The sequence below is a fragment of the Streptomyces sp. NPDC055632 genome (genome assembly GCF_053618675.1).
On the sequence record NZ_JBSHHY010000022.1, the window covers coordinates 105,521 to 127,228 of the forward strand.

General features: G+C 73.8%; 22 protein-coding genes. 13 read left to right on the forward strand and 9 right to left on the reverse strand.

Annotated elements, in window-relative coordinates:
• The 4 genes from ACWGSR_RS25625 to ACWGSR_RS25640 form a co-directional block, all read right to left on the reverse strand.
• A partial coding sequence (locus ACWGSR_RS25625; protein ID WP_453569296.1) for a TetR/AcrR family transcriptional regulator occupies positions 1-704 on the reverse strand: 704 nt, incomplete at its 3' end.
• Positions 705-833: 129 nt separating this feature from the next.
• Positions 834-1,529, reverse strand: a complete 696-nt coding sequence (locus ACWGSR_RS25630) for a phosphatase PAP2 family protein (protein WP_376244905.1) — start codon at positions 1,527-1,529, stop codon at positions 834-836.
• Between the two features lie 104 nt (positions 1,530-1,633).
• Complete coding sequence (locus ACWGSR_RS25635) at positions 1,634-2,569, reverse strand: M56 family metallopeptidase (RefSeq protein ID WP_376244908.1); 936 nt, start codon at positions 2,567-2,569, stop codon at positions 1,634-1,636.
• A gap of 197 nt (positions 2,570-2,766) precedes the next feature.
• Positions 2,767-3,351, reverse strand: a complete 585-nt coding sequence (locus tag ACWGSR_RS25640; RefSeq protein WP_453569299.1) for a DUF5134 domain-containing protein — start codon at positions 3,349-3,351, stop codon at positions 2,767-2,769.
• A 171-nt stretch (positions 3,352-3,522) separates the two neighbouring features.
• On the opposite strand from ACWGSR_RS25640, the gene ACWGSR_RS25645 reads away from it, so the two are divergent.
• The 5 genes from ACWGSR_RS25645 (at position 3,523) to ACWGSR_RS25665 (ending at position 8,261) form a co-directional block, all read left to right on the forward strand.
• A complete protein-coding gene (locus ACWGSR_RS25645; protein WP_453569302.1) occupies positions 3,523-4,074 on the forward strand; it encodes a GNAT family N-acetyltransferase in 552 nt (183 codons plus the stop codon).
• A gap of 197 nt (positions 4,075-4,271) precedes the next feature.
• Positions 4,272-5,678 carry a DUF6421 family protein gene (locus ACWGSR_RS25650; RefSeq protein ID WP_376244916.1) on the forward strand — a complete coding sequence of 469 codons (1,407 nt, stop codon included), beginning with the start codon at positions 4,272-4,274 and terminating at the stop codon, positions 5,676-5,678.
• A 53-nt stretch (positions 5,679-5,731) separates the two neighbouring features.
• A complete protein-coding gene (locus tag ACWGSR_RS25655; protein ID WP_453569304.1) occupies positions 5,732-6,493 on the forward strand; it encodes an SDR family NAD(P)-dependent oxidoreductase in 762 nt (253 codons plus the stop codon).
• Complete coding sequence (locus tag ACWGSR_RS25660) at positions 6,490-7,569, forward strand: threonine aldolase family protein (protein ID WP_376244952.1); 1,080 nt, start codon at positions 6,490-6,492, stop codon at positions 7,567-7,569. The genes ACWGSR_RS25655 and ACWGSR_RS25660 overlap by 4 nt, the downstream gene beginning before the upstream one ends.
• A 74-nt stretch (positions 7,570-7,643) precedes the next feature.
• Positions 7,644-8,261: a transglutaminase-like domain-containing protein gene (locus tag ACWGSR_RS25665; protein WP_453569309.1), complete on the forward strand. Its 618-nt coding sequence runs from the start codon at positions 7,644-7,646 to the stop codon at positions 8,259-8,261.
• On the opposite strand, the gene ACWGSR_RS25670 is transcribed toward ACWGSR_RS25665, so the two are convergent.
• Entirely contained in the window at positions 8,248-8,967 is a 720-nt protein-coding gene (locus tag ACWGSR_RS25670) for a lysophospholipid acyltransferase family protein (RefSeq protein ID WP_376244923.1), read from the reverse strand. The two genes, ACWGSR_RS25665 and ACWGSR_RS25670, sit on opposite strands and share 14 nt — an antisense overlap.
• A gap of 245 nt (positions 8,968-9,212) precedes the next feature.
• Between ACWGSR_RS25670 and ACWGSR_RS25675 the strand changes: the two genes are divergently transcribed.
• The 5 genes from ACWGSR_RS25675 (at position 9,213) to ACWGSR_RS25695 (ending at position 13,799) form a co-directional block, all read left to right on the forward strand.
• Positions 9,213-9,524 (forward strand): TlpA family protein disulfide reductase, encoded by a 312-nt coding sequence (locus ACWGSR_RS25675; protein WP_453569311.1) that lies wholly within the window; start codon positions 9,213-9,215, stop codon positions 9,522-9,524.
• 269 nt (positions 9,525-9,793) lie between these two features.
• Positions 9,794-10,318, forward strand: coding sequence for a flavin reductase family protein (locus ACWGSR_RS25680; protein WP_376244926.1), 525 nt, complete (start codon positions 9,794-9,796; stop codon positions 10,316-10,318).
• A 199-nt stretch (positions 10,319-10,517) separates the two neighbouring features.
• Entirely contained in the window at positions 10,518-11,303 is a 786-nt protein-coding gene (locus tag ACWGSR_RS25685; RefSeq protein WP_376244929.1) for an electron transfer flavoprotein subunit beta/FixA family protein, read from the forward strand.
• Between the two features lie 90 nt (positions 11,304-11,393).
• The gene (locus ACWGSR_RS25690) at positions 11,394-12,356 is read left to right on the forward strand and encodes an electron transfer flavoprotein subunit alpha/FixB family protein (protein ID WP_376244932.1); all 963 of its coding nucleotides are present in this window, start codon (positions 11,394-11,396) and stop codon (positions 12,354-12,356) included.
• A 153-nt stretch (positions 12,357-12,509) separates the two neighbouring features.
• On the forward strand, positions 12,510-13,799 hold the full coding sequence (locus ACWGSR_RS25695) for a DUF6986 family protein (protein WP_453569316.1): 1,290 nt from the start codon (positions 12,510-12,512) through the stop codon (positions 13,797-13,799).
• 46 nt (positions 13,800-13,845) lie between these two features.
• Here the strand turns inward: ACWGSR_RS25695 and ACWGSR_RS25700 are convergent, their stop codons facing one another.
• Positions 13,846-14,829, reverse strand: a complete 984-nt coding sequence (locus ACWGSR_RS25700) for a LacI family DNA-binding transcriptional regulator (RefSeq protein ID WP_376244954.1) — start codon at positions 14,827-14,829, stop codon at positions 13,846-13,848.
• A 203-nt stretch (positions 14,830-15,032) separates the two neighbouring features.
• On the opposite strand from ACWGSR_RS25700, the gene ACWGSR_RS25705 reads away from it, so the two are divergent.
• Positions 15,033-16,022 carry an ROK family protein gene (locus tag ACWGSR_RS25705; RefSeq protein ID WP_376244938.1) on the forward strand — a complete coding sequence of 330 codons (990 nt, stop codon included), beginning with the start codon at positions 15,033-15,035 and terminating at the stop codon, positions 16,020-16,022.
• Between the two features lie 178 nt (positions 16,023-16,200).
• Here ACWGSR_RS25705 and ACWGSR_RS25710 read toward each other — a convergent pair whose 3' ends face one another.
• Positions 16,201-16,425 (reverse strand): hypothetical protein, encoded by a 225-nt coding sequence (locus tag ACWGSR_RS25710; protein ID WP_376244941.1) that lies wholly within the window; start codon positions 16,423-16,425, stop codon positions 16,201-16,203.
• A gap of 147 nt (positions 16,426-16,572) precedes the next feature.
• Between ACWGSR_RS25710 and ACWGSR_RS25715 the strand changes: the two genes are divergently transcribed.
• The gene (locus ACWGSR_RS25715) at positions 16,573-17,607 is read left to right on the forward strand and encodes an NUDIX domain-containing protein (protein WP_453569320.1); all 1,035 of its coding nucleotides are present in this window, start codon (positions 16,573-16,575) and stop codon (positions 17,605-17,607) included.
• 47 nt (positions 17,608-17,654) lie between these two features.
• Here ACWGSR_RS25715 and ACWGSR_RS25720 read toward each other — a convergent pair whose 3' ends face one another.
• Positions 17,655-18,356 carry an MBL fold metallo-hydrolase gene (locus ACWGSR_RS25720; protein ID WP_453569323.1) on the reverse strand — a complete coding sequence of 234 codons (702 nt, stop codon included), beginning with the start codon at positions 18,354-18,356 and terminating at the stop codon, positions 17,655-17,657.
• Between the two features lie 96 nt (positions 18,357-18,452).
• Positions 18,453-19,817 carry a M20/M25/M40 family metallo-hydrolase gene (locus tag ACWGSR_RS25725; RefSeq protein ID WP_453569326.1) on the reverse strand — a complete coding sequence of 455 codons (1,365 nt, stop codon included), beginning with the start codon at positions 19,815-19,817 and terminating at the stop codon, positions 18,453-18,455.
• Between the two features lie 340 nt (positions 19,818-20,157).
• Between ACWGSR_RS25725 and ACWGSR_RS25730 the strand changes: the two genes are divergently transcribed.
• Complete coding sequence (locus tag ACWGSR_RS25730; protein ID WP_453569338.1) at positions 20,158-21,540, forward strand: geranylgeranyl reductase family protein; 1,383 nt, start codon at positions 20,158-20,160, stop codon at positions 21,538-21,540.
• Positions 21,541-21,708 lie beyond the last annotated feature (168 nt).

Sequence of the window (21,708 nt, forward strand, 5' to 3'; positions counted from 1 at the left end):
GGCCCCACCCCTCCTCCCGCGCGGGCGCTCATAACGCCGGCCCCCCCCCGGGGGGGGGCGCGGGGGGCCCCCCGCCCGCCGGGGGGGGGGGGCCCGCGCGCGGACGCATCCCCGTCCGGCGGCGCGCCCAGTTCCCGGTCGAGGCCGTACCGCGCGAACAGCTCCGACCGCAGCCGCGTCCACGGCATCGGGGCCCCCGGCAGCAGCACCGCCACCACCGCGCCCATCAGCAGGGCCCGCAGCAGCGGATAGTCCGTGTCCACGTCCTCGGAGCCGTACCGCTCCACCGTGTCGCGCAGCAGGAAGGCGAGGCGCTGCTGCTCCTCGCACCGCACGAAGCCCTCGGCCTGGAGGATGCCCGCCATGTGGGTCCGCATCAGGGTCGGGCGCTCCACCGCGAGCCCCAGGATCGCGTCGATCGCGCGGGCCAGGCGCTCCCGGCCGTCCTCCGTGCGCGGCTCGCGTTCGAGCGCCGCCTCCAGCGTGAGGTGCATCAGCCGGTGCACCGCCGACTGGAGGAGCTGCCGCTTGCCCGGGAAGTAGTACGAGATCAGCCCCCGTGCCGTGCCCGCCCGCTCCGCGATGTCGCCGAGCGTGGTCGCCTCGTAGCCCCGCGTGTCGACGAGCTCCACCGTGGCCTGCAGAATGCGCTCCCGCGACCGGCGCCGGAGCTCTTCATTGACCGATGGGCTACGCGGGGACATGCTGGACTCCTGCGTTGACTGGCTGCCGGCCAATATACTCGGCGCATACCGTCGGCCTGCCCCCGTGGCGGACCGCCGGGGAGGCCGTCTGTTCTGGGCGACACGGGGGATCGTCCAGAACAGGCGGCTTCATCGTTCTCCGTCCATTCTGCTCCCCCCGTCCTCGTCGCCACCGTCTCCGGCCCCGGGGGCGGTCCGCACGCGGCGCCGCCCGCTCCGGCGGTACGCGAGGATCGCCACGGACACGCAGAACCAACCGAGGAGCCAGCCCCCGACGACGTCCGAGGGCCAGTGGACGCCCAGGTGCGTCCGGGTCCACCCCACTCCGAGCACGGACACGACCGCGGCGCTCGCGAGCGCCGCCCAGCCGCGCCACTCGTCCCGCCAGTGCAGCGCGAGGACCCACAGCAGCAGTCCGCAGACGACCGTCGCCGTCATGGCGTGCCCGGACGGGAAGGCCGCGTAGTGCGCCTGGTCGACCGGATCGGGCCACTGCGGCCGCTCCCGCCCCACCAGGGCCTTCAGGCCCTGCTGGAGGAGCAGGGCCAGGACGCTCGTCCCGACCACCCACAGGGCGAGCCGCCGCTCCCTCCGCCACCACAGCAGCACCGCCGTGCCGGCGGCCAGGGCGCGCATCGTCAGCGGGTCCCACACCCAGTCGCTCAGGACGCGGTTGACCCGGGTGAGGCCGGGGTGGGCGACGGCGCCGCGGTGCAGCTCCTCGGCGACCGCCCGGTCGAAGGAGAGCAGCGGCGACCATCCCACGGCGACGAGTGCGATCAGCAGGGCGGACAGGACTCCGGAGACCACGGCGGAGGAGCGCATGGGCCGATCCTGCCCCAGGATCGTCGCCGCATGATCCCTCACACGCCCCGGGCGGTCTCCCGTGTGCTTCGCGCGCCTCCCGGGGTGCCCCGCGGGTCAGGGGGCTAACCCAGCGCGCGGAGGGCCGGGACGAAGGCCACGAGCACCGGGACCACCGGCACCAGGGACGCGGCCGCCGTCAGGCGCAGCCGGCGTCCGGCCGTGAGCCGGGGCGCCGCGGTCAGGAGCCGGTTCACCCGCTGGGGCAGGCCCGCGCCCGGGGCCGGACCGGGCCCGAACACCCCGCGGTCCTCGTTCAGTTCGACCAGCGCGAGCGCGATCGTCAGCCGCCCGAACCGGCGCGAGGCCACGTCGTCGGCGGCCAGCTCCACGAGCCGGTGCATCTCCTCCCGGAAGGCCGTGAAGACGGGAACGCCCGGGAAGCCGGCGGCCAGCGCCGCCGAGCAGTGCAGCAGCCAGTCGTGCCGGGCCCGGGCGTGCCCCTGCTCGTGCGCCAGGACCGCGTCGAGCTGGCGCCCCTTCAGGCGGCGCAGCGCCGCCGTGGTGATGACGAGCTGGGGCGTGGGCCCCGCCAGCCACCAGGCGTCCGCCCGCTCGCCCTCCAGGACGACGAGGCGCTCGCCGCCCGGCTCCTCCCCGGGCAGCAGGGGCGCGCGGACGAGCAGGTCGCAGCGGCGCTGCCGGCGCCGGGCGCGGGCCTGCCCGATCTCCCGCCCCAGCATCGCCCCGGACCACACCCCGCCGGCCGCGAGGACCACCGCGAGCACCGCGGACCAGGGACTGCTCGTGCCGAGCTCGTACGCCTCGATCACGGCGCTCGGCGCGGGCGCGAAGACCTGGCCCCGCACGGCCTGCCAGGCGGCCGAGGCGCTGAACGTCATGGAGAGCGCGAAGCTCAGCAGGACGGCGGCCACCACGCACTGCCACACCCACAGGGCCACCACGGGTTCTCGCTCGACCCAGTCCGCCCTGGACAGCAGCCGGGGGGCCACGAGGGCGGTCAGGAGGCCGAGCAGGAACAGCACGAGGGAGACCCACATGGCGCCAGCCTATGAGCGCGGTACGGGTCGGGGGTACGGGCGCGGAGAGCAAGTGACGTACGCCACGGTTTCGTTGCCCGCCCGGGCCTCCGTCCGCGCAGGCCCCCCTGTCCGCACGGCCTCCGTCCGCGCAGGCCCCCGCCCGTCCGCACGGGCCTCCGTCCGTCCGCGCGCCCGCCGTCTCCGTCCCGCGTCCCTCAGAGCGTCACGAGCATCGCCACCATGCCCAGGGCCATCGACAGGCGGCACGCCAGCGTCATCTCCGGCCCGCCCGCCCGGGCCGCCCCGCCCGTCGGCGCGCCGCCGCCCACCGGGCCGCCGGCGGTCGCCGCCACCGGCACGAGCCGCGCCCCCGCGCGCAGCACGTACACCGTGTAGTAGAGGAGGAGCCCGCCCGTGAGCACGGGTATGCCCCCCGCGCCCGCCGCCGCGTGTCCCGCGTGCGCCCCCGGCGCACCGGGGGCGGCCATCGCCACCGCCATGTAGACCATGGCGAGCGAGCCCACCAGGTGGTGCAGGTGGTGGGCGCCGTGCCGGACGGAGAGCAGACCGTGCAGCGCCGTCGCGCCGAACACCGCCGCGTACACCGTCCAGCTCCACCCCGGCGGCGTCAGGACCGCCGCGGGCAGCGCCATGAACGCCATCCCGAACCCCATCACCGCCTCACCGCCCGCGGCCCGCCGCTCCGGCCCGGTGCACGCGCGCATCCGCAGCAGGCAGTACACGCCCGTCGCCGCGCACAGGGCGACCAGCAACCACCCGGACAGAGCCGGTCCGTGCACGGCACACCTCCCCCTCGACACCGTCCCCTCCGGGGAGGGATGCCCGCCGCCCCGGGACGGTACGCGGGCGCACGGTTGCGCACAGGCGTACGAGGGGGAGCGAAAGGTGCGCGCGTTAGGCTCGGGGCGATCGCGCACGCCGATCACCGAAGCCCGAGGGGAGCCCCGTACATGGACACCGCCACGTCCCAGGAGACCGGCCGGATCAGCTACCGCGAAGCGGTCCTGGAGGACGTCCCCGTCCTCGTCCCGCTCGTGGAGTCGGCCTACCGGGGCGACGCCAGCCGGGCCGGCTGGACCACGGAGGCGGACATCCTCCAGGGGCAGCGCACCGACCCCGAGGGCGTGGCCGCCGTCATCGCCGCCCCCGGCAGCCGCCTCCTGGTCGTCGAGCGGGACGGCGAGACCGTCGCCTGCTGCCAGCTGGAGCACCGCGGGGAGGCCGCCTACTTCGGCATGTTCGCCGTCCGCCCCGAGCTCCAGGGCGCGGGCCTCGGCAAGCTGATCATCGCGGAGGCCGAGCGCCGGGTGCGCGAGCTGTGGGACGCGCGCGAGATGCACATGACGGTGATCTCCGTGCGCGAGGAGCTGATCGCCTGGTACGAGCGGCGCGGCTACCGGCGGACGGGCCGGACGACGCCGTTCCCCTACGGCGACGAGCGCTTCGGCCTGCCCCAGCGCGACGACCTGGAGTTCGAGCTGCTCGTCAAGCCGCTGGTGTGAGCCGTCGGGCCGGGTCGGGGGGCGGACCCGGGACGAAAGCACCCGAATGGCGGAAGCGCGGCCTCACCCCCTGACGACAGGAAAAACTTCTGTCGACAGGGGGGTCGCGCAGGATAATTTCTCTTGCTCCTCTTGTGGGGGAGAAGCGTCGATGTATACGGTGTCTTGACGCGAGGTTCTCCTGTGGAGGAAGAGGCATGACGGAAATTCTTGTGCAGGACGTGACCGGTGGAGGGATAACCACCGACGCCCGGGTCGTCGACCACCCGGCCTGGCCCGAGCTCAAGAACGCCGTGGAGGAGATCCGCTCCTGGCAGAGCGCGGACGGCTCCGTCGACTTCGAGGCCGAGGACGCCCCCGCCCGCTCCCTCGTCGAGCAGACCCTCGACCGGGTCGTCGACGCGGTCGAGCGGCTCGCCCCCCTCCTCCCGCACGACGCCGCCTACCACCGCGCCCTCGTCTCCGACCTGCGCAAGTGGGCCGCGAGCGGCTTCGCGGTGCCGGACTTCCTGGACGCGCTGCTCGCCTTCCAGCCGGCCGCCGACCGCGCCGACGGGCTCCAGCACCTCGTGCTCTTCCCGATGTACACGCAGAACGGCAACCCGGACCGCAACCTGGAAGCCGTCGTGCTCCGCATGGTCTGGCCCGAGTGGCTCGCCGAGCTGGAGCGCACCCGCTACGACAACCCGCTCTTCTGCGGCATCACCTTCGAGGACTTCACCGCCGGGTACGACACCAACTCGGCCGTCCTCTTCCCGGAGACCATCGCCGTCCGCGAGGCCCCCGAGCGCTTCACCTGGGGCGGCATCTTCTGCGACCGCGAGGCCGCCCGCTTCCGCAAGGTCACCGAGGCCGCCGTCGACACCCTGGGCATCGAGCTGCCCACCGACATCGCCGCGATGATCGGCGACCAGGAGCGCTGCGAGAAGGCCTTCGTGCTCTGGGACATGGTCCACGACCGCACCCACAGCCACGGCGACCTGCCCTTCGACCCCTTCATGATCAAGCAGCGCCAGCCCTTCTGGATGTACGGCCTGGAGGAGCTCCGCTGCGACCTCACCGCCTTCAAGGAGGCCGTGAAGCTGGAGGCCGAGGGCAACACGCACGGCCGTGACGTGCAGTACGCCGTCCTCTTCGACCGCATGTTCCGCTTCCCGCTCTCCGGCGACCGGAACCGCAACTACGACGGCCTGGGCGGCCAGCTCCTCTTCGCGTACCTCCACAAGCACGACGTGGTGCGCTGGACGGACAACACGCTCAAGATCGACTGGCAGCGGGCCCCCGAGGTCACCAACCAGCTCTGCGCCGAGATCGAGAAGCTCTACCGCGACGGCATCGACCGCCCCAAGCTCGTCCACTGGTTCAAGGCGTACGAGCTGGTCTCCACCTACCTCGCCCCGCACCCGGGCTCGAAGTGGGCCAAGGGCCCCGACGCCCTCGACCTCTCCCTGCCGCCGCGCAAGCTCGTGGACGACGTGCTTCCGGACGAGTTTCCGCTCAGCATGTTCTTCGAGGCCCTCGCCAAGAAGCTGAAGGGCGTGATCGCCGACACCAAGGGGATCACCGCCGCCGGCGCCCCGCGCACCGAGCGGGCCGCCGCGTGAGCGCTCCTGCCGAAGGACCGGGGAACGCCGAGCGCACGGAGGAGACGGTGTCCATGAACGCCGAAGGAAACGGCGGGCCGCTCGACGGCGCCGTCATCGCGGTCGCCGGAGCGGCCGGCCCCGCGGGCCGCGCCACGCTGCTGCGGCTCGCCGAGGCGGGCGCGACCGTGATCGCGTCCGACGCGGACCCGGCCCGCCTCGCGGAGGCCGTCGACGCCGCCCGCTACGCGCACGGCGGCGCCACGGTCGTCGGCGACACCGTCGACCTGCTCGACCTCGCCGCCACCCGCGACTGGGCCGCGAAGACCGAGAAGGAGTTCGGCCGGATCGACGGCCTGGTCCACCTCGTCGGCGGCTGGCGCGGCAGCCCCTCCTTCACGGAGACCGAGCTCAAGGACTGGGACTTCCTGGAGAAGCTCCTGATCCGCACGGTCCAGCACACCTCGCTCGCCTTCCACGACCCGCTGCTCCGCGCGGGCGGCCGCGGCCGCTACGCCCTGATCAGCCAGGTCGGCGCCCACAAGCCGGTCGCGGGCAACGCCGCGTACAACGCGGGCAAGGCCGCGGCCGAGGCCTGGACCCTCGCCATGGCGGACTCCTTCCGCAAGCTGGGGGGCGACGACGGCCCGCAGGCGGCGGCTGCGATCCTGGTGATCAAGGCGTTGGTGCACGAGGTGATGCGCGCCGAGCGCCCCAACGCGAAGTTCGCGGGCTTCACCGATGTCGACGACCTGGCCGCAGAGATCGCCGGCCTGTGGGACAGGCCCGCCCAGGAAGTGAATGGACAGCGCCTGTGGCTGACCCCCGAGCCGTGACCGCGGCCATCGGCCCCAGGACCGACGCGCGTCGTCACCACGACCCGTCGGTCCGGGGCTTCGCCAGCGACAACTACGCCGGCGTCCACCCCGAGATCCTCGCGGCCCTCGCCCTCGCCAACGAGGGCCACCAGGTCGCCTACGGCGAGGACCAGTACACCGACCACCTCCAGCGGATCGTGCACAGCCACTTCGGGCCGGGCGCCGAGGCGTTCCCGGTCTTCAACGGCACCGGTGCCAACGTGACCGCCCTCCAGGCGCTCACGGACCGCTGGGGCGCCGTCGTCTGCGCCGAGTCGGCCCACATCAACGTGGACGAGGGCGGCGCGCCGGAGCGGATGGGCGGCCTCAAGCTGCTCACCGTGCCGACCCCGGACGGCAAGCTCACCCCCGAGCTGATCGACCGGCAGGCCTGGGGCTGGGACGACGAGCACCGGGCCATGCCCCAGGTCGTCTCGATCACCCAGAACACCGAGCTGGGCACCGTCTACACGGTCGACGAGATCCGCGCGATCGTGGAGCACGCCCACTCCAAGGGCATGAAGGTGCACCTCGACGGGGCACGGATAGCCAACGCCGCCGCCTCGCTGGACGTGCCCATGCGCGCGTTCACCAACGCGGTGGGCGTGGACGTGCTCTCGTACGGCGGGACCAAGAACGGGATGATCTTCGGCGAGGCCGTGATCGTGCTGAACCCGGACGCGGTCAGCCACATGAAGCACCTGCGCAAGCTGTCCATGCAGCTCGCGTCGAAGATGCGGTTCGTGTCGGTGCAACTGGAGGCGCTGCTCGCGAAGGACCTGTGGCTGCGCAACGCCCGCCACGCCAACGCGATGGCCCAGCGCCTCGCGGCCGGGGTGCGCGCCCTCGACGGGGTGGAGATCCTCTATCCGGTCCAGGCCAACGCGGTCTTCGCCCGCCTCCCGCACGAGGTGAGCCGCCGGCTCCAGGAGCGCTTCCGCTTCTACTTCTGGGACGAGGTCGCCGGCGACGTGCGCTGGATGTGCGCCTTCGACACCACGGAGGACGACGTGGACGCCTTCCTCCAGGCCCTGAAGGAAGAGCTGGCCCGCTGACCCTGGATGCATGAATATACGGCCGGACGGAAAATCATTGACTCCGTCCGGCCGTCTTCATAGGGTCGGCCCGCATGGAACTCATCCAGCAGGACCCCGACATCAACGCCTACTTGGCCGCAAGTGAGGCCGTCGACCACGAGCACCCGGTCGTACGGGAGGTGGCGGACCGTCTCTCCGCCGAGCACCCCGACGCATACGCATACGCCGAAGCGGCCTTCGCGTACATCCGCGACGCCGTCCCGCACTCCATGGACTCCGGCGACCCCCGCGTCACCTGGCGCGCCTCCGACGTCCTGGAGCTGCGCACCGGTGTCTGCTACGCCAAGACCGTCGCGTACGCGGCGCTCCTGCGGGCCCGGGGCATCCCGGCCGCCCTCTGCTACCAGCGGCTCACCGACGACGACGGATCCCACCCCGTGGTGCACGGCCTCACCGCCGTCCTGCTGCCGGGGGAGCGGACGTGGGCCCGCCAGGACCCGAGGGGCAACAAGGCGGGCGTCGACACCCGCTTCTCCCTGAAGGAGGAGCGGCTCGCCCGGTCCGTACGGCCGGAGCTCGGCGAGGTGGACTACCCGCTGCTCCACGCCGAGCCGCACCCGGCCGTCCTGGCGGCCCTGAGGGCCGCCCGCGACCGGCCGCACCTGGACCGGACCCTTCCCGCCGGGCTGGAGCCGGTCAGGCTTCCTTGACCTGGGCCGGCGTCGGAGCCGTACCGCCGAGGTGCGCGGGCACCCACCAGGTGTCGCCCGCGTCCTTGGGGCGGACCGGGTAGGCGCGCTGCGCGGCCTCCAGGAGCTCCTGCACGCGCTCGCGCAGCCGTCGGGTGATGGCGCCCGCGTACTGGTCGGCGGGGGCCTCCACGGCCTCGCCGACGCGGATCGTCACCGGGATGTGGTTCCGCTTGAAGTTCCGCGGCCGGCCCTTCGTCCAGACCCGCTGGGTGCCCCACAGCGCCATCGGGATCAGCGGGACGCCCGCCTCCTGCGCGAGGCGCGCCGCGCCCGTCTTGAAGCCCTTGAGCGTGAAGGACTGGGAGATGGTCGCCTCGGGGAAGACGCCGATGATCTCGCCGGCCCGCAGCGACTCGAGCGCGTGCTTGTAGGCGTGCTCGCCCTGGGAGCGGTCCACCGGGATGTGCTTCATGCCGCGCATGAGCGGGCCGGAGATCTTGTGCCGGAAGACCGAGTCCTTCGCCATGAAGCGCACCAGGCGCTTCTGCGGCAGCGCGGCGAGACCGGTGAAGATGAAGTCCAGGTAGCTGATGTGGTTGCTGACCAGGACGGCTCCGCCGGTCCGCGGGATGTGCTCCGAACCCTGCGTGTCGATCTTCAGGTCCAGCGCCTTGAACATGGTCAGAGCGGCGCCGACGACCGGCCGATAGACGAGTTCTGCCATCGGAGAGGAACCCCTTCTTCCTGCTTGTCCGGGGAGGGTTCTCCCGGCGAAGTTACGCGGCCGTAGGTTTTCGGCTTTGGGCAGATCGTGCCCCATGAGGGACGCTGTGACCAGCCTGAGCACGCTTGCGAGGGGAGATTCTCGTCACTCGCGGCGGCCGGAACGGGAATCGAATGCCCGTCCCGCGGCGCTGTATCCCGTGGCGCGCGGAACGGGCGCGCGGAGACGTGAGGGAACGGAGAGGGATGAGCGAGGTCCTGGGACCGGAGGCGCTCGGCGCCGAACTGGGGGAGCGGGCCACCCTCGTCCAGTTCTCGACCGCCTTCTGCCAGCCCTGCCGGGCCACCCGCCGCACCCTCGCCGAGGTCGCCGCGATGGTGCCCGGCGTGGGGCACGTCGAGATCGACGCCGAGGCGCGGCTCGACCTCGTGCGCGCGCTCGGCATCGCCCGCACCCCCACCGTGCTCGTCCTGGACCGGGCCGGGCGCGTCGTCCGCCGGGCCGCCGGGCAGCCCCGCAGGGCGGACGTCATCGCCGCCCTGGGACGGGCGGTCTGACGCGGTGACACTTCCCCCGGTCCGTGCGGCGGCGCACCCCCCGGCCCGCGCGACGGAACCCCGCCCGGCCCGCGCGGTGACGCTCCTCCCACATCGCGGTACGCACTTGACTGCAACCGCCACCGATCGTCACCCTGACGGAGTGACTCTGGAACTCCTTCTCTACGGCCGGGCCCACGTGGACCTGGCCCGCAACGCGAGCGCGCGCTGTCCGGGCGTCTGACCCACCCCAGGACTCCTCCATGCCGCCCTCGCAGAAGGACAATTCCATGACGGTTTCGCCCGAGCTCCGCACCGTTCCCACGATCGGCGCCCCCCGGCAGGCCTCACCCGATCTGCTCCGCTCCGTCTTCCGCCGGCACGCGGCCGGCGTCGCGGTCGTCACCGCGCACGGCGAGCACCCCGTGGGATTCACCGCGACCTCGCTCAACTCCGTCGCCGCCGACCCGCCGCTGGTCTCCTTCGGCGTCGGCACCTCGTCCTCCTCCTGGCCGGTGGTCTCCGAGGCCGAGTTCATCGGCGTGCACATACTCGGCGAGCACCAGCAGGACCTGGCCGCCACCTTCGCCCGCAGCGGCGCCGACCGCTTCGGCGAGGGGACCGGCTGGAGCGTCGGCCCCGAGGGCGTGCCCGTGCTCGACGACGTCCTCGCCTGGCTGGTGTGCCGCGTGGTGGCCCGGGTGCCCGCCGGGGACCACCGGATCGTGATCGCGGAGGCGGTCGCGGGCGACCCGGACGGGGCGGGCCGGCCGCTCCTGTACCACCACGGGCGCTTCAACGCGCTGCGCGACTGAGAGTTCCCGCGCGCGCCGCTCTCCGCGCGTTGGGAAGGTCACACGGCTGAGCGGTTGCTCAGTGGTAACGAACTGGGTGTACTGGCGAGTAATATTTTGGGCGGGGCGTAGGGCGCCCCGACCGGAAACCCGCCCTTCAGGCGCCTATGCTGCGAGCAACAAGGCAGCCCAGTTATGACGATGCAGTAGGAGAGCCGGCGTGAGCTTGAGGATCGTTGTCTGTGTGAAGTACGTGCCCGACGCCACCGGCGACCGGCACTTCGCCGATGACCTGACGGTGGACCGCGACGACGTCGACGGCCTGCTGTCGGAGCTCGACGAGTACGCGGTCGAGCAGGCCCTGCAGATCGCGGAAGAGGCGGACGACGCCGAGGTCACCGTGCTCACGGTCGGCCCCGAGGACGCCAAGGACGCGCTGCGCAAGGCGCTGTCGATGGGCGCCGACAAGGCGGTCCACGTCGAGGACGACGACCTGCACGGCTCCGACGTCATGGGCACCTCGCTGGTGCTCGCCAAGGCGATCGAGAAGACCGGCTACGACGTGGTCATCGCCGGCATGGCCTCCACCGACGGCGTCATGGGCGTGCTGCCCGCGATCCTGGCCGAGCGCCTGGGCGTCCCGCAGGTCACGCTGCTCTCCGAGGTCAAGATCGAGGACGGCGTCGTGAAGGGCCGCCGCGACGGCGACGCCGCCTCCGAGCGGCTGGAGGCCTCCCTGCCGGCCGTCGTCTCGGTGACGGACCAGTCGGGCGAGGCGCGCTACCCGTCCTTCAAGGGCATCATGGCCGCCAAGAAGAAGCCGGTTCAGTCCCTGGACCTCTCCGACCTCGACCTGGAGGCCGAGGAGGTCGGCCTGGAGGGCGCGTGGACCGCGGTCGACTCCGCCACCGAGCGTCCGGCCCGCACGGCCGGCACGATCGTCAAGGACGAGGGCGAGGGCGGCAAGCAGCTCGCCGGGTTCCTCGCGGGCCAGAAGTTCATCTGAGACTTCGGCCGCGCGAGCCGGACGTTCCTCCGGCGACCCGCGCGAGCCGCCTCGGACCTCCCCCTCACCTTCGCAGGAGATTGAATCCCCATGGCTGAGATCCTCGTCTACGTCGACCACGTCGATGGAGCCGTCCGCAAGCCCACCCTGGAGCTGCTCACCCTCGCCCGCCGTCTGGGCGACCCGGTCGCCGTCGCGCTCGGCAACGGCGCCGCCGACACCGCCCCGGTCCTGGCCGAGCACGGCGCGGTCAAGGTCCTGACCGCCGACGCGCCCGAGTTCGCCGAGTACCTCGTCGTCCCCAAGGTCGACGCCCTCCAGGCCGCCCACGACGCCGTCTCCCCGGCCGCCGTGCTGGTCCCCTCCTCGGCCGAGGCCAAGGAGATCGCGGCCCGCCTCGCGGTCCGCATCGGCTCCGGCGTCATCACCGACGCGGTGGACCTGGAGGCCGGCGCGGAGGGCCCGGTGGCGACGCAGGCCGTGTTCGCCGCCTCCTTCACCACCAAGTCCCGCGTCTCCAAGGGCACCCCGGTCATCACGGTCAAGCCGAACTCGGCCCCCGTCGAGGCCGCCCCGGCCGCCGGCGCCGTCGAGGCGCTGTCGGTCTCCTTCGGCCCGCTGGCCACCGGCACCAAGGTCACCTCGCGCACCCCGCGCGAGTCGACCGGCCGCCCGGAGCTGACCGAGGCCGCGATCGTGGTCTCCGGCGGCCGCGGCGTCAACGGCGCCGAGAACTTCGCGATCATCGAGGCGCTGGCCGACTCGCTCGGCGCGGCCGTCGGCGCCTCCCGCGCCGCGGTGGACGCCGGCTGGTACCCGCACGCCAACCAGGTCGGCCAGACCGGCAAGTCGGTCTCGCCGCAGCTGTACATCGCCTCCGGCATCTCCGGCGCGATCCAGCACCGCGCGGGCATGCAGACCTCGAAGACGATCGTCGCGATCAACAAGGACGCCGAGGCGCCGATCTTCGAGCTCGTCGACTACGGCGTGGTGGGCGACCTCTTCGAGGTCGTCCCGCAGCTGACCGAAGAGGTCAAGACCCGCAAGGGCTGACCTGCGGTTCTGTCGGACCGGGGGCCGCACGGTGAACTCTCACCGTGCGGCCCCCGGCCGTTTCGGACACCCATTGACGCGGGTCCCGGCCGCCCGTTAACTTCGCCATACGGATTGTTGATTCCGTGCAGCGGAAAACAGGAGGGTAGTGGGATGGGTCAGCAGGAGAAGGTGTCGACGAGCCTCGCGGGCACGGTCAGCGAGGGCATCAGCGCCTCCCTCGCCGCCGTGGACGCCGAGCTGGACCGCCGCTACCCGGGGGACCCCGGCACCCGCCAGCCCGTCCACACGGTCTACGTCCCCGGCAACCTCTTCGACGCCGGCACCGTCCGCTCCTGGGGCGACCGGGCCTTCGCCGCCCTCGACGAACACGCCCCCGACGCCGCCTCCTTCGCCGCCGTCCTCGGCCTCTCCGACGACCTCGCCGAGGACGTGTACGGCCGCGTGCGGGCCAAGCTGGAGCGCGAGCCGATCGAGGACCTCCGGGTCGACTTCGAGGACGGCTACGGGGGCGACGACGAGGACCGGGACGCGGCCCGCGCCGCCCGGCTGGTCTCCGAGGCGTACGCCGGGGGCACCGCCGCCCCGTACACCGGCATCCGGATGAAGTGCATGGAGGCCGCCGTACGCGACCGGGGCATCCGCACCACCGACGTCTTCCTCACCGGCCTGCTGGAGCACGGCGGCCTCCCCGAGGGCCTCGTCCTCACCCTCCCCAAGGTCACCTACCCCGAGCAGGTCACCGCCTTCGTCCGCCTCCTGGAGGCCTTCGAGAAGGCCCACGGCCTCGACGCCGGCCGCCTCGGCTTCGAGATCCAGATCGAGACCAGCCAGGCCATCCTCGCCGCCGACGGCACCGCCGCCGTCGCCCGCATGATCGGGGCCGCCGAGGGGCGCGCCACCGGACTGCACTACGGCACCTTCGACTACAGCGCCTGCCTCGGCGTCTCCGCCGCCTACCAGGCCAGCGACCACCCGGCCGCCGACCACGCCAAGGCGATCATGCAGGTCGCCGCCGCCGGCACCGGCGTCCGCGTCTCCGACGGCTCCACCAACATCCTGCCGGTCGGCTCCACCGCGCACGTCCACGAGGCCTGGCGCCTGCACTACGGCCTCACCCGCCGCGCCCTCGCCCGCGCCTACTACCAGGGCTGGGACATGCACCCCGGCCACATCCCCACCCGCTACGCCGCCGTCTTCGCCTTCTACCGCGAGGGCTTCGAGGCCGCCGCCAAGCGCCTCTCCGCCTACGCCAACCACGCGGGCGGCGACGTCATGGACGAGCCGGCCACCGCCAAGGCGCTCAGCTCCTACCTGCTGCGCGGCATCGACTGCGGCGCCCTCGACACCGCCGAGGTCGACGCCCTCACCGGCATGACCCGCGCCGCCCTCGACCGCTTCGCGGCCCCGCGTCGCGGCGACCTCACGGCCTCGGCCGAGTAGCCGCCCGGGAAGGACCGGCCGCCCGGGGAAGGCCGTCCGGCCGGCGTCAGGCGGCCGGCGGTGCGATCTCGCCCGAGCCCCGGGGGAGGAGCGTGGTGCCGAGCACCACCCGCTCGGGCGCCCCGTCCGCCCCGTCCAGGCGCCGGAACAGCCGCTCCGCCGCCGTCCGGCCGAGCGCGGCGGCGTCCTGGGCGACGACCGTGATGCCCAGCAGGTCGGCCAGCTCGATGTCGTCGAAGCCGACCAGGGCGACCGGCCGGTCCTGCCCGGCGAGGGCCCGGACGGCCGTGACGGTGACCCGGTTGTTCCCCGCGAACAGCGCCGTCACCGGCTCCGGCGCGGCCAGCATCCCCCGTACCGCCGCGTCCACCCGCTCCGGGTCGGTCGGTCCCGGCGAGACCCACTCCTCCCGGACCGGAAGGCCCGCGTCCTCCATCGCCGCGCGGTAGCCGCGCAGCCGCTCGGCCGCCGTGTGGATGCGCGGGCGGTCGCCGACGAAACCGATCCGGCGGTGGCCGTGCGCGATCAGGTGGGCCGTGCCGTCGCGCGCGCCGCCGAAGCTGTCGGAGAGGACCGCGTCGGCGTCGATCCGCCCGGCGGGGCGGTCGACGAACACCGTGGCGACGCCCGCCCTGATCTCTGGCTCCAGGTACCGGTGGTCGTCGCCGGCCGGGATGACGATGAGGCCGTCGACCCGGCGCGCGCACAGCGCGAGCGCCAACTCCTGCTCGCGCTCGGGGTCCTCGGCGCTCGACCCGTTGATCAGGAGGGCCCCGTGCGCCCGCGCGACCTCCTCGACCGCCCGGCTCAGCGGACCGTAGAAGGGATCGGCGAGGTCCTCCAGGACCAGACCGACGGTCGCGGTCCTGCCCTTGCGCAGGACCCGCGCGCTGTCGTTGCGCCGGAAGCCGAGCACCTCGATGGCCTCCTGCACCCGCCGTTCGGTGTCGGGCGTGACGCCCGGCTCGCCGTTCACCACCCGGGACACCGTCTTCAGGCCGACGCCCGCCTTGGCGGCGACGTCCTTCATCGTGGGCCGGTTGCCGTAGCGGTGCTCGGGGCGGTGGGCGGTGTCGGCCACGGTCTGCGGTTCCTCCGTCGTGTCGGGACCCCGCCGTGGCCGGGCCGTCTTTCGGACTCCGGACGAGCATAGGGCCTGGACAACGTTGTCATACCGCGTGAGACCATACGGAACGCCCACCGTTCCCGGCCGTCCCCGGAGGTTCCCCGCCCATGCACACCGACCTCGCCACGGGCCTCGTCGCCGCCCTCGACATCGGGGGCACCAAGATCGCCGGCGCCCTGGTCGACGGCGAGGGGCGCGTCCGTGTCCGGTCCCGGCGGCCCACGCCCGCGCGTGAGGACGGCGAGACGGTGATGGCGGCGGTCGAGGGCGTCCTCGGCGACCTCGCCGCCTCCCCGCTGTGGGAGGCGGCCGACGCCGTCGGCATCGGCAGCGCGGGCCCGGTCGACGCGGCCCGGGGGACCGTCAGCCCCGTCAACGTCCCCGGCTGGCGCGACTACCCGCTCGTCGAACGGGTCCGCCGGGCCGCCGGCGGCCGGCCGGTCACCCTCGTCGGCGACGGCGTCGCCATGACGGCGGCCGAGCACTGGCTCGGAGCCGCCCGGGGCTACGACAACGCCCTCTGCCTGGTGGTCTCCACGGGCGTCGGCGGCGGGCTCGTCCTCGACGGACGCCTGCACACGGGCCCCACCGGCAACGCCGGTCACATCGGGCACATCGTGGTCGACCTGGACGGCGAGCCCTGCGCGTGCGGCGGACGCGGCTGCGTCGAACGCCTCGCCAGCGGCCCGCACCTGGCGCGCCGCGCCCTGGAGAACGGCTGGCGGCCGGGGCCCGACGGCGACGTCTCCGCCGCCGCGGTGGCCGCCTCCGCGCGCGCCGGGGATCCGGTGGCCGTCGCCTCGTTCGAGCGCGCGGCCCGGGCGCTCGCGGCGGGCATCGCCGCCACGGCGGCCCTCGTCGAGATCGACGTCGCGGTCGTCGGCGGCGGGGTGGCGGGCGCGGGGGAGGTCCTCTTCGCCCCGCTCCGGCGCAGCCTCCGCGGCTACGCCACGCTCTCCTTCGTACGGGACCTGAAGGTCGTCCCGGCGCTCACGGGCACGGACGCGGGCCTCCTCGGCGCGGCGTCGGCCGCCGCGCGGGCGCGGGAGCCGGGGGCGCGCGCCGACACGAACGCGGGTGCCGACGGCGGTTCCTGAGGCCGTACGGACGTCGTCGTGCGGCGGGGCGGGACGGTTCCTCGCGCCCGGTTCTCCCGTACGCGTGCGCTCCCGTGTCCGGCTGCTCCCGTACTCGTCCGCTCCCGGACCCGGTTGCTCGCCTGCTCGTTCGCTCCCGGCCCCGGTTGCTCGCCTGCTCGTCCGTTCCCGCGCCCGGCTACTCCCGTGCCCGCTCGGACCTCCTCTGGCCGATCAGCCTGCCTTCGGCCTTCCTCCGCTCCGGCGGTCGCTGTTCGACCACCACCAGGAACGTGTCGGACTCCAGGTCCATCACGACCCGGGCCGGCACGCCCTCGTCGCGCCGCGCGCCGGCGAACTCCTCGGCGGGCCAGCTGCCCCGCGGACCGCCGGCCGGAAAACGTTCGAGAACCGTACGACTCATCTCCACACCCCTCGTGCTTGCCGTTCCCAACGACGGTTTCCCCGAAGTGTCACGCGCATGCCGGTCCTCCCGCCGATCCATACGATCGTGGTTTCCGTGGCAGGGTGTTGCGGGCAAGCCACAGAGGGCTACCGAAGAGGGGGAAACGTGATCGTCTGGATCAACGGGGCGTTCGGCGCGGGAAAGTCCAGCACCGCGCGTGAACTGGTCGATCTGATCCCGCACAGCACCCTGTACGACCCCGAGCTCACCGGCGGTGCGGTGCGCCGGCTCCTTCCGGCCAAGCGGCTCGCCGAGGTGGAGGACTACCAGGACCTGCCGATCTGGCGGCGGCTCGTCGTCGACACCGCCGCCGCCCTGCTCGCCGAGGCCGGCGGCGTCCTGGTCGTCCCGATGACCCTGATCCGCCAGGAGTACCGGGACGAGATATTCGGCGGCCTCGCCGCCCGCCGCATCGAGGTGCGCCACATCCTGCTCACACCCGAGGAAACGATCCTGCGTCAGCGGATCGACACCCGGGCGGAGTACGGCGACCCCGAGGTCGACGCCCGTGTCCGGGAGTGGTGTCACGGGCGCGTGGAACCGTACCGCGCCGCCCTCGGCTGGCTCGCCGCCGACGCGTACACCGTCGACAACTCGGCGCTCACCGCGGCCGGGACCGCCCGGGCCGTCGCCGACGCGATCCGGGACGGGCTCGCCGCCCCCTGCGGGATCGTCCAGACGCCCGAGCCGACCGGCGAGACCGTCGCCGCCGGCGTGCTGCTCTTCGACGAACGCGACCGCTTCCTGCTCGTGGACCCCACCTACAAGCCCGGCTGGGAGTTCCCCGGCGGCGTCGTGGAGCCCGGCGAACCCCCGGCGCGGGCCGGGATGCGGGAGGTGGCCGAGGAGGTAGGCCTCGCCCTCGACGCCGTGCCCCGGCTGCTGCTCGTCGACTGGGAGCGGCCCGAGCCCCCGAAGTACGGAGGGCTGCGCCTCCTCTTCGACGGCGGCACGCTCCGGCCCGCCGACACCGAGCGGCTGAGCCTTCCCGGCGCCGAACTGCGCGACTGGCGCTTCGTCACCGAGGAGGAGGCCGCCGAGCTGCTGCCGCCCGTCCGCTACCAGCGCCTCCGCTGGGCCCTGCGCGCGCGGGAGCGGGGCACGGTGCTCAACCTGGAGGCCGGGGTGCCGGTGGGGTGACCGGCCGGGGCGGGCGGCGACACCCGGGGCGCCCCGACCGGGGCCGCTCAGGTCGGGACGACCGCCCCGGCCGTCGCCGCCGCCCTCAGCCGGGCCGCCGCGTCCGTGACCACCGGCGCGCCGTGCCCGCAGCACAGCACCGACGGGTCCAGCTCCGCCAGCCTCCGCATCGACTCCAGGGCGAGGGCGCGGTCGACGTGGAACACGCCGAAGGTCACCCCCTGGACCGAGGCCACCGTGTCCCCGGCGAACAGCACGCCGTGGCGGGGGAGGTGCACGGCGATCGAGCCCGGGGTGTGACCGGGGGCGTGGACCACCACGGCCCCGTCGCCGAAACCGAGCTCCTCGCCGTCCTCGACCTCCCGGTCCACCCGGGTCGGCGGCGCCTCCGGCACGGTCAGACCGTGCTCGTACAGCGGGAGTTCCCAGTCCAGGAGGTCGGGCTCGGGGACCGGGGCCTCACCCCGGACCACCGGCGCGTCCAGGCGGTGCGCCACGATCTCGGCCCCGTGGCGGTCCGCGAGCTCCTGGGCCGCGCCCACGTGGTCCCGGTGGCAGTGGGTCAGCACGATGCGGCGCAGCCGGTCCGGGTCCAGACCGGCCGCCCGTACGGCGTCCGCCGTCGCGTCCGCCGTACCCGCCCAGCCCGCGTCGATCAGGGTCAGCTCCTCCTCGTCCCGCCAGAGGTAGGCCTGGCCGATGGAGTGGTCGAGCACGTACAGCCGCGGAGTCACCATGAGGGGTTCCATGCGGCGAACCTACGCGTCCGCGCGGGCCCGCCGCCCGGTTCTACGCTCTCGGCGAGCTTCGCCGAACGCTGAACCCGATCGGGAACCGAAAGCGCGTCAGGCCTGCTTCGACCGCGCGTAGTTGAGGAGGAAGTGCGCCTCGGCCACCGACAGGCGCTCCAGCTCCTCCGGCGACACGGACTCGTTGGGCGCGTGGATCTGCGCCTCCGGCTCGCTCAGGCCGATCAGCAGGATCTCCGCCTCCGGGTACAGCGAGGCCAGCGTGCTGCACAGCGGGATCGAGCCGCCCAGACCGGCCGTCTGCATCTCCTGACCGGGGTACGCGACCTCCATCGCCTCGGCCATCGAGGCGTACGCCGGGCTCGACGTGTCCGCCTGGAAGGCCTGGCCCTGGCCGACCTGCTCCATGGTCACCCGGGCGTTCCACGGCGTGTGGTTCTCGATGTGGGCGAAGAGCAGCTTCGTCGCCTCGGCCGCGTCCTGGCCCGGCGGCACCCGCAGGCTGATCTGCGCGCGGGCCGTCCTCGGGACGGACGGGGTGGCGCCGGCCACCGGGTGGCAGTCGATGCCGACGACGGTGACGGCGGGACGCGCCCAGATGCGGTCCGCGACCGTGCCGCCGCCCGGCAGGTCCACGCCCGGCAGCACCTTGGCGTCCTGGCGGAAGTTCTCCTCCGGGTACTGGAGGCCCTCCCACACCTGGTCGCCCGGCAGGCCGTCGACGACGGTCGAGCCGTCCGGGCCGCGCAGCGAGTCGAGCACGCGGATCAGCGCGGCGAGCGCGTCCGGGGCGGCGCCGCCGAACTGGCCGGAGTGCAGGTTGCCCTCCAGGGTGTCGATCTCCACCCGGATCATCGTCATGCCGCGCAGGGTCGCGGTCACCGTCGGCAGGCCCACCCGGAAGTTGCCCGCGTCGCCGATGACGATCGTGTCGGCGGTCAGCAGCTCGGGGTGCTCCTCGGCGTACCGCTCCAGACCGCCGGTGCCCTGCTCCTCCGAGCCCTCGACGATCACCTTGACCGTCACCGGGACGCCGCCGTTCGCCTTCAGGGCGCGCAGCGCGAGCAGGTGCAGGATCACCCCGCCCTTGCAGTCGGCCGTGCCGCGCCCGTACCAGCGTCCGTCGCGCTCGGTCAGCTCGAACGGCGGGGAGAGCCACGCGGACTCGTCCAGCTTCGGCTGCACGTCGTAGTGCGCGTAGAGGAGGACGGTCGGCGCGCCGGCCGGGCCGGGGAGTATGCCGTACACGGCCTGCGAGCCGTCCGGGGTGTCGAGCAGCGCCACGTCCTGGAAGTCCTCGGCGCGCAGCGCGTCCGCGACCCAGTTCGCCGCCGCCTCGCACTCGCTGCGCGGGGCCACGTTCTCGTCCGCCACCGACTCGAAGGCCACCAGCTCCGCGAGCTCCGTCCTGGCGCGGGGCATCAGGGACCGTACGGTCTCGGCGATCGGATTCGCGGTCATGGGCACGCTCCTGGTGGGTGCGACGTTACGACGGAGAGGACGGCGTCGTCGCGTCTCGTGGCGCGGCGAACGCACCGTCGATCCTACGGCCGGGGCTCCGGCTACCGCGCCGTAGGATGCGTCAGGAGCAGACCCCCGGTCGGATCAGGAGCAGAAGCACATCGTGAGCAGCGAGCACGCAGGGAACGCCGGTCCGGAGAACACCGAGCCCGAGGGCGCGGCTCCTGAGGGCACGGGTGCGGAGGCGGCGAGGGACGAGACCCAGGGCGCGGTGGGCGACGGGGGCGCGGACGGCCTCGCGGACGTGGCGGAGAGCGGCCCCGAGGACGCGGCCCCCGCCGTGGACGGCGGGGCGGCGGGGCCGGACGCCGAGGCGGACGTCTGGGACGTCGTGGTCGTCGGCGCCGGACCGGCCGGCGCCTCCGCGGCCTACGCGGCGGCGGTGGCCGGACGCCGGGTGCTCCTCCTGGAGAAGTCCGAGCTGCCCCGGTACAAGACCTGCGGCGGCGGCATCATCGGCCCCTCCCGCGACTCGCTCCCGCCGGGCTTCGAACTGCCCCTCCAGGACCGGGTGCACGCCGTCACCTTCTCCCTCGAAGGGCGCTTCGCCCGCACCCGCCGCTCGCGCCGGATGCTCTTCGGCCTCATCAACCGGCCCGAGTTCGACGCGCAGCTCGTCCAGCACGCGCAGAAGGCCGGCGCCGAGCTGCGGACCGGTGCCACGGTGACCCGGGTGGAGCAGCACGGGCCGTCGGTGCCGGACCGGCGGACCGCCGCCGTCGTCCTGGCCGACGGCGAGACGGTCCTGGCGCGCGCGGTCGTCGGCGCCGACGGCAGTGCCAGCCGCATAGGCGCTCACGTCGGGGTGAAGATGGGCCAGGTCGACCTGGGCCTGGAGGCGGAGATCCCCGTGCCGCCGTCCGTGGCCGAGGACTGGAAGGGCCGCGTCCTCATCGACTGGGGCCCGATGCCCGGCAGTTACGGCTGGGTGTTCCCCAAGGGCGACACGCTGACCGTCGGCGTCATCTCGGCGCGCGGCGAGGGGGCCGCCACCAAGCGGTACCTGGAGGACTTCGTGGCCCGGCTCGGCCTGGCCGGGTTCGAGCCCTCGATCTCCTCAGGCCACCTGACCCGCTGCCGCACCGACGACTCGCCGCTCTCCCGCGGCCGGGTCCTGGTCTGCGGCGACGCGGCCGGCCTCCTGGAGCCGTGGACGCGCGAGGGCATCTCGTACGCGCTGCGCTCGGGCCGCCTCGCGGGCGAGTGGGCGGTGCGGGTCGCCGAGGCGAACGACGCGGTCGACGCGCGCCGCCAGGCCCTGAACTACGCCTTCGCCGTCAAGGCGGGCCTCGGCGTGGAGATGGCGGTCGGGCGGCGGATGCTCGCCGTCTTCGAGCGGCGCCCGGGACTGCTGCACGCCACGCTCACGGGCCTGCGGCCGGCCTGGAACGCCTTCGCCGACATCACCCGGGGCTCGGCCACCCTCGGCGGCATGGTCCGCTCGAACGGTCTGGCCCGGCGGGCGCTCGAACTCCTGGACAAGCGGATGGACACCTCGTCCGGTGTCGGCCCGGCGGGCCGGGGCGTCACGGCGAAGGAGCGGGACGCGTCGGAGCCGGAGGGCGCGGAGGGCGCCGAGGGCACGGAAGCCACGGAGGGCGCCGGGAGTACGGAAGGCTCGGCGGGCGTCGACAGCGCCGGGGGGACGAGGGCGGACGCCTGAGCCCGGTCCGCGGCGGTCCGCCGCGGACGCCGGAGACTCCGGCCGACCCGTACGGGCTCCGCCCGCCCCGGCCCGTCACGCGGCCCGGCCCGCGGCGGTCTCTTATAAACAAAAACCAGCCCCCCCGACACCACACAAAAACGGGTGGGCGGCGTGGGGAGGTTAAAG

Coding starts and splice junctions, on each gene's coding strand:
- ACWGSR_RS25630 (WP_376244905.1), bottom strand. CDS start 1,529: ATGCGCTCCTCCGCCGTGGTCTCCGGAGTCCTGTCCGCCCTGCTGATC.
- ACWGSR_RS25635 (WP_376244908.1), bottom strand. CDS start 2,569: ATGTGGGTCTCCCTCGTGCTGTTCCTGCTCGGCCTCCTGACCGCCCTC.
- ACWGSR_RS25645 (WP_453569302.1), top strand. CDS start 3,523: ATGGACACCGCCACGTCCCAGGAGACCGGCCGGATCAGCTACCGCGAA.
- ACWGSR_RS25650 (WP_376244916.1), top strand. CDS start 4,272: ATGACGGAAATTCTTGTGCAGGACGTGACCGGTGGAGGGATAACCACC.
- ACWGSR_RS25655 (WP_453569304.1), top strand. CDS start 5,732: ATGAACGCCGAAGGAAACGGCGGGCCGCTCGACGGCGCCGTCATCGCG.
- ACWGSR_RS25665 (WP_453569309.1), top strand. CDS start 7,644: ATGGAACTCATCCAGCAGGACCCCGACATCAACGCCTACTTGGCCGCA.
- ACWGSR_RS25670 (WP_376244923.1), bottom strand. CDS start 8,967: ATGGCAGAACTCGTCTATCGGCCGGTCGTCGGCGCCGCTCTGACCATG.
- ACWGSR_RS25675 (WP_453569311.1), top strand. CDS start 9,213: ATGAGCGAGGTCCTGGGACCGGAGGCGCTCGGCGCCGAACTGGGGGAG.
- ACWGSR_RS25680 (WP_376244926.1), top strand. CDS start 9,794: ATGACGGTTTCGCCCGAGCTCCGCACCGTTCCCACGATCGGCGCCCCC.
- ACWGSR_RS25690 (WP_376244932.1), top strand. CDS start 11,394: ATGGCTGAGATCCTCGTCTACGTCGACCACGTCGATGGAGCCGTCCGC.
- ACWGSR_RS25695 (WP_453569316.1), top strand. CDS start 12,510: ATGGGTCAGCAGGAGAAGGTGTCGACGAGCCTCGCGGGCACGGTCAGC.
- ACWGSR_RS25700 (WP_376244954.1), bottom strand. CDS start 14,829: ATGAAGGACGTCGCCGCCAAGGCGGGCGTCGGCCTGAAGACGGTGTCC.
- ACWGSR_RS25705 (WP_376244938.1), top strand. CDS start 15,033: ATGCACACCGACCTCGCCACGGGCCTCGTCGCCGCCCTCGACATCGGG.
- ACWGSR_RS25710 (WP_376244941.1), bottom strand. CDS start 16,425: ATGAGTCGTACGGTTCTCGAACGTTTTCCGGCCGGCGGTCCGCGGGGC.
- ACWGSR_RS25720 (WP_453569323.1), bottom strand. CDS start 18,356: ATGGAACCCCTCATGGTGACTCCGCGGCTGTACGTGCTCGACCACTCC.
- ACWGSR_RS25725 (WP_453569326.1), bottom strand. CDS start 19,817: ATGACCGCGAATCCGATCGCCGAGACCGTACGGTCCCTGATGCCCCGC.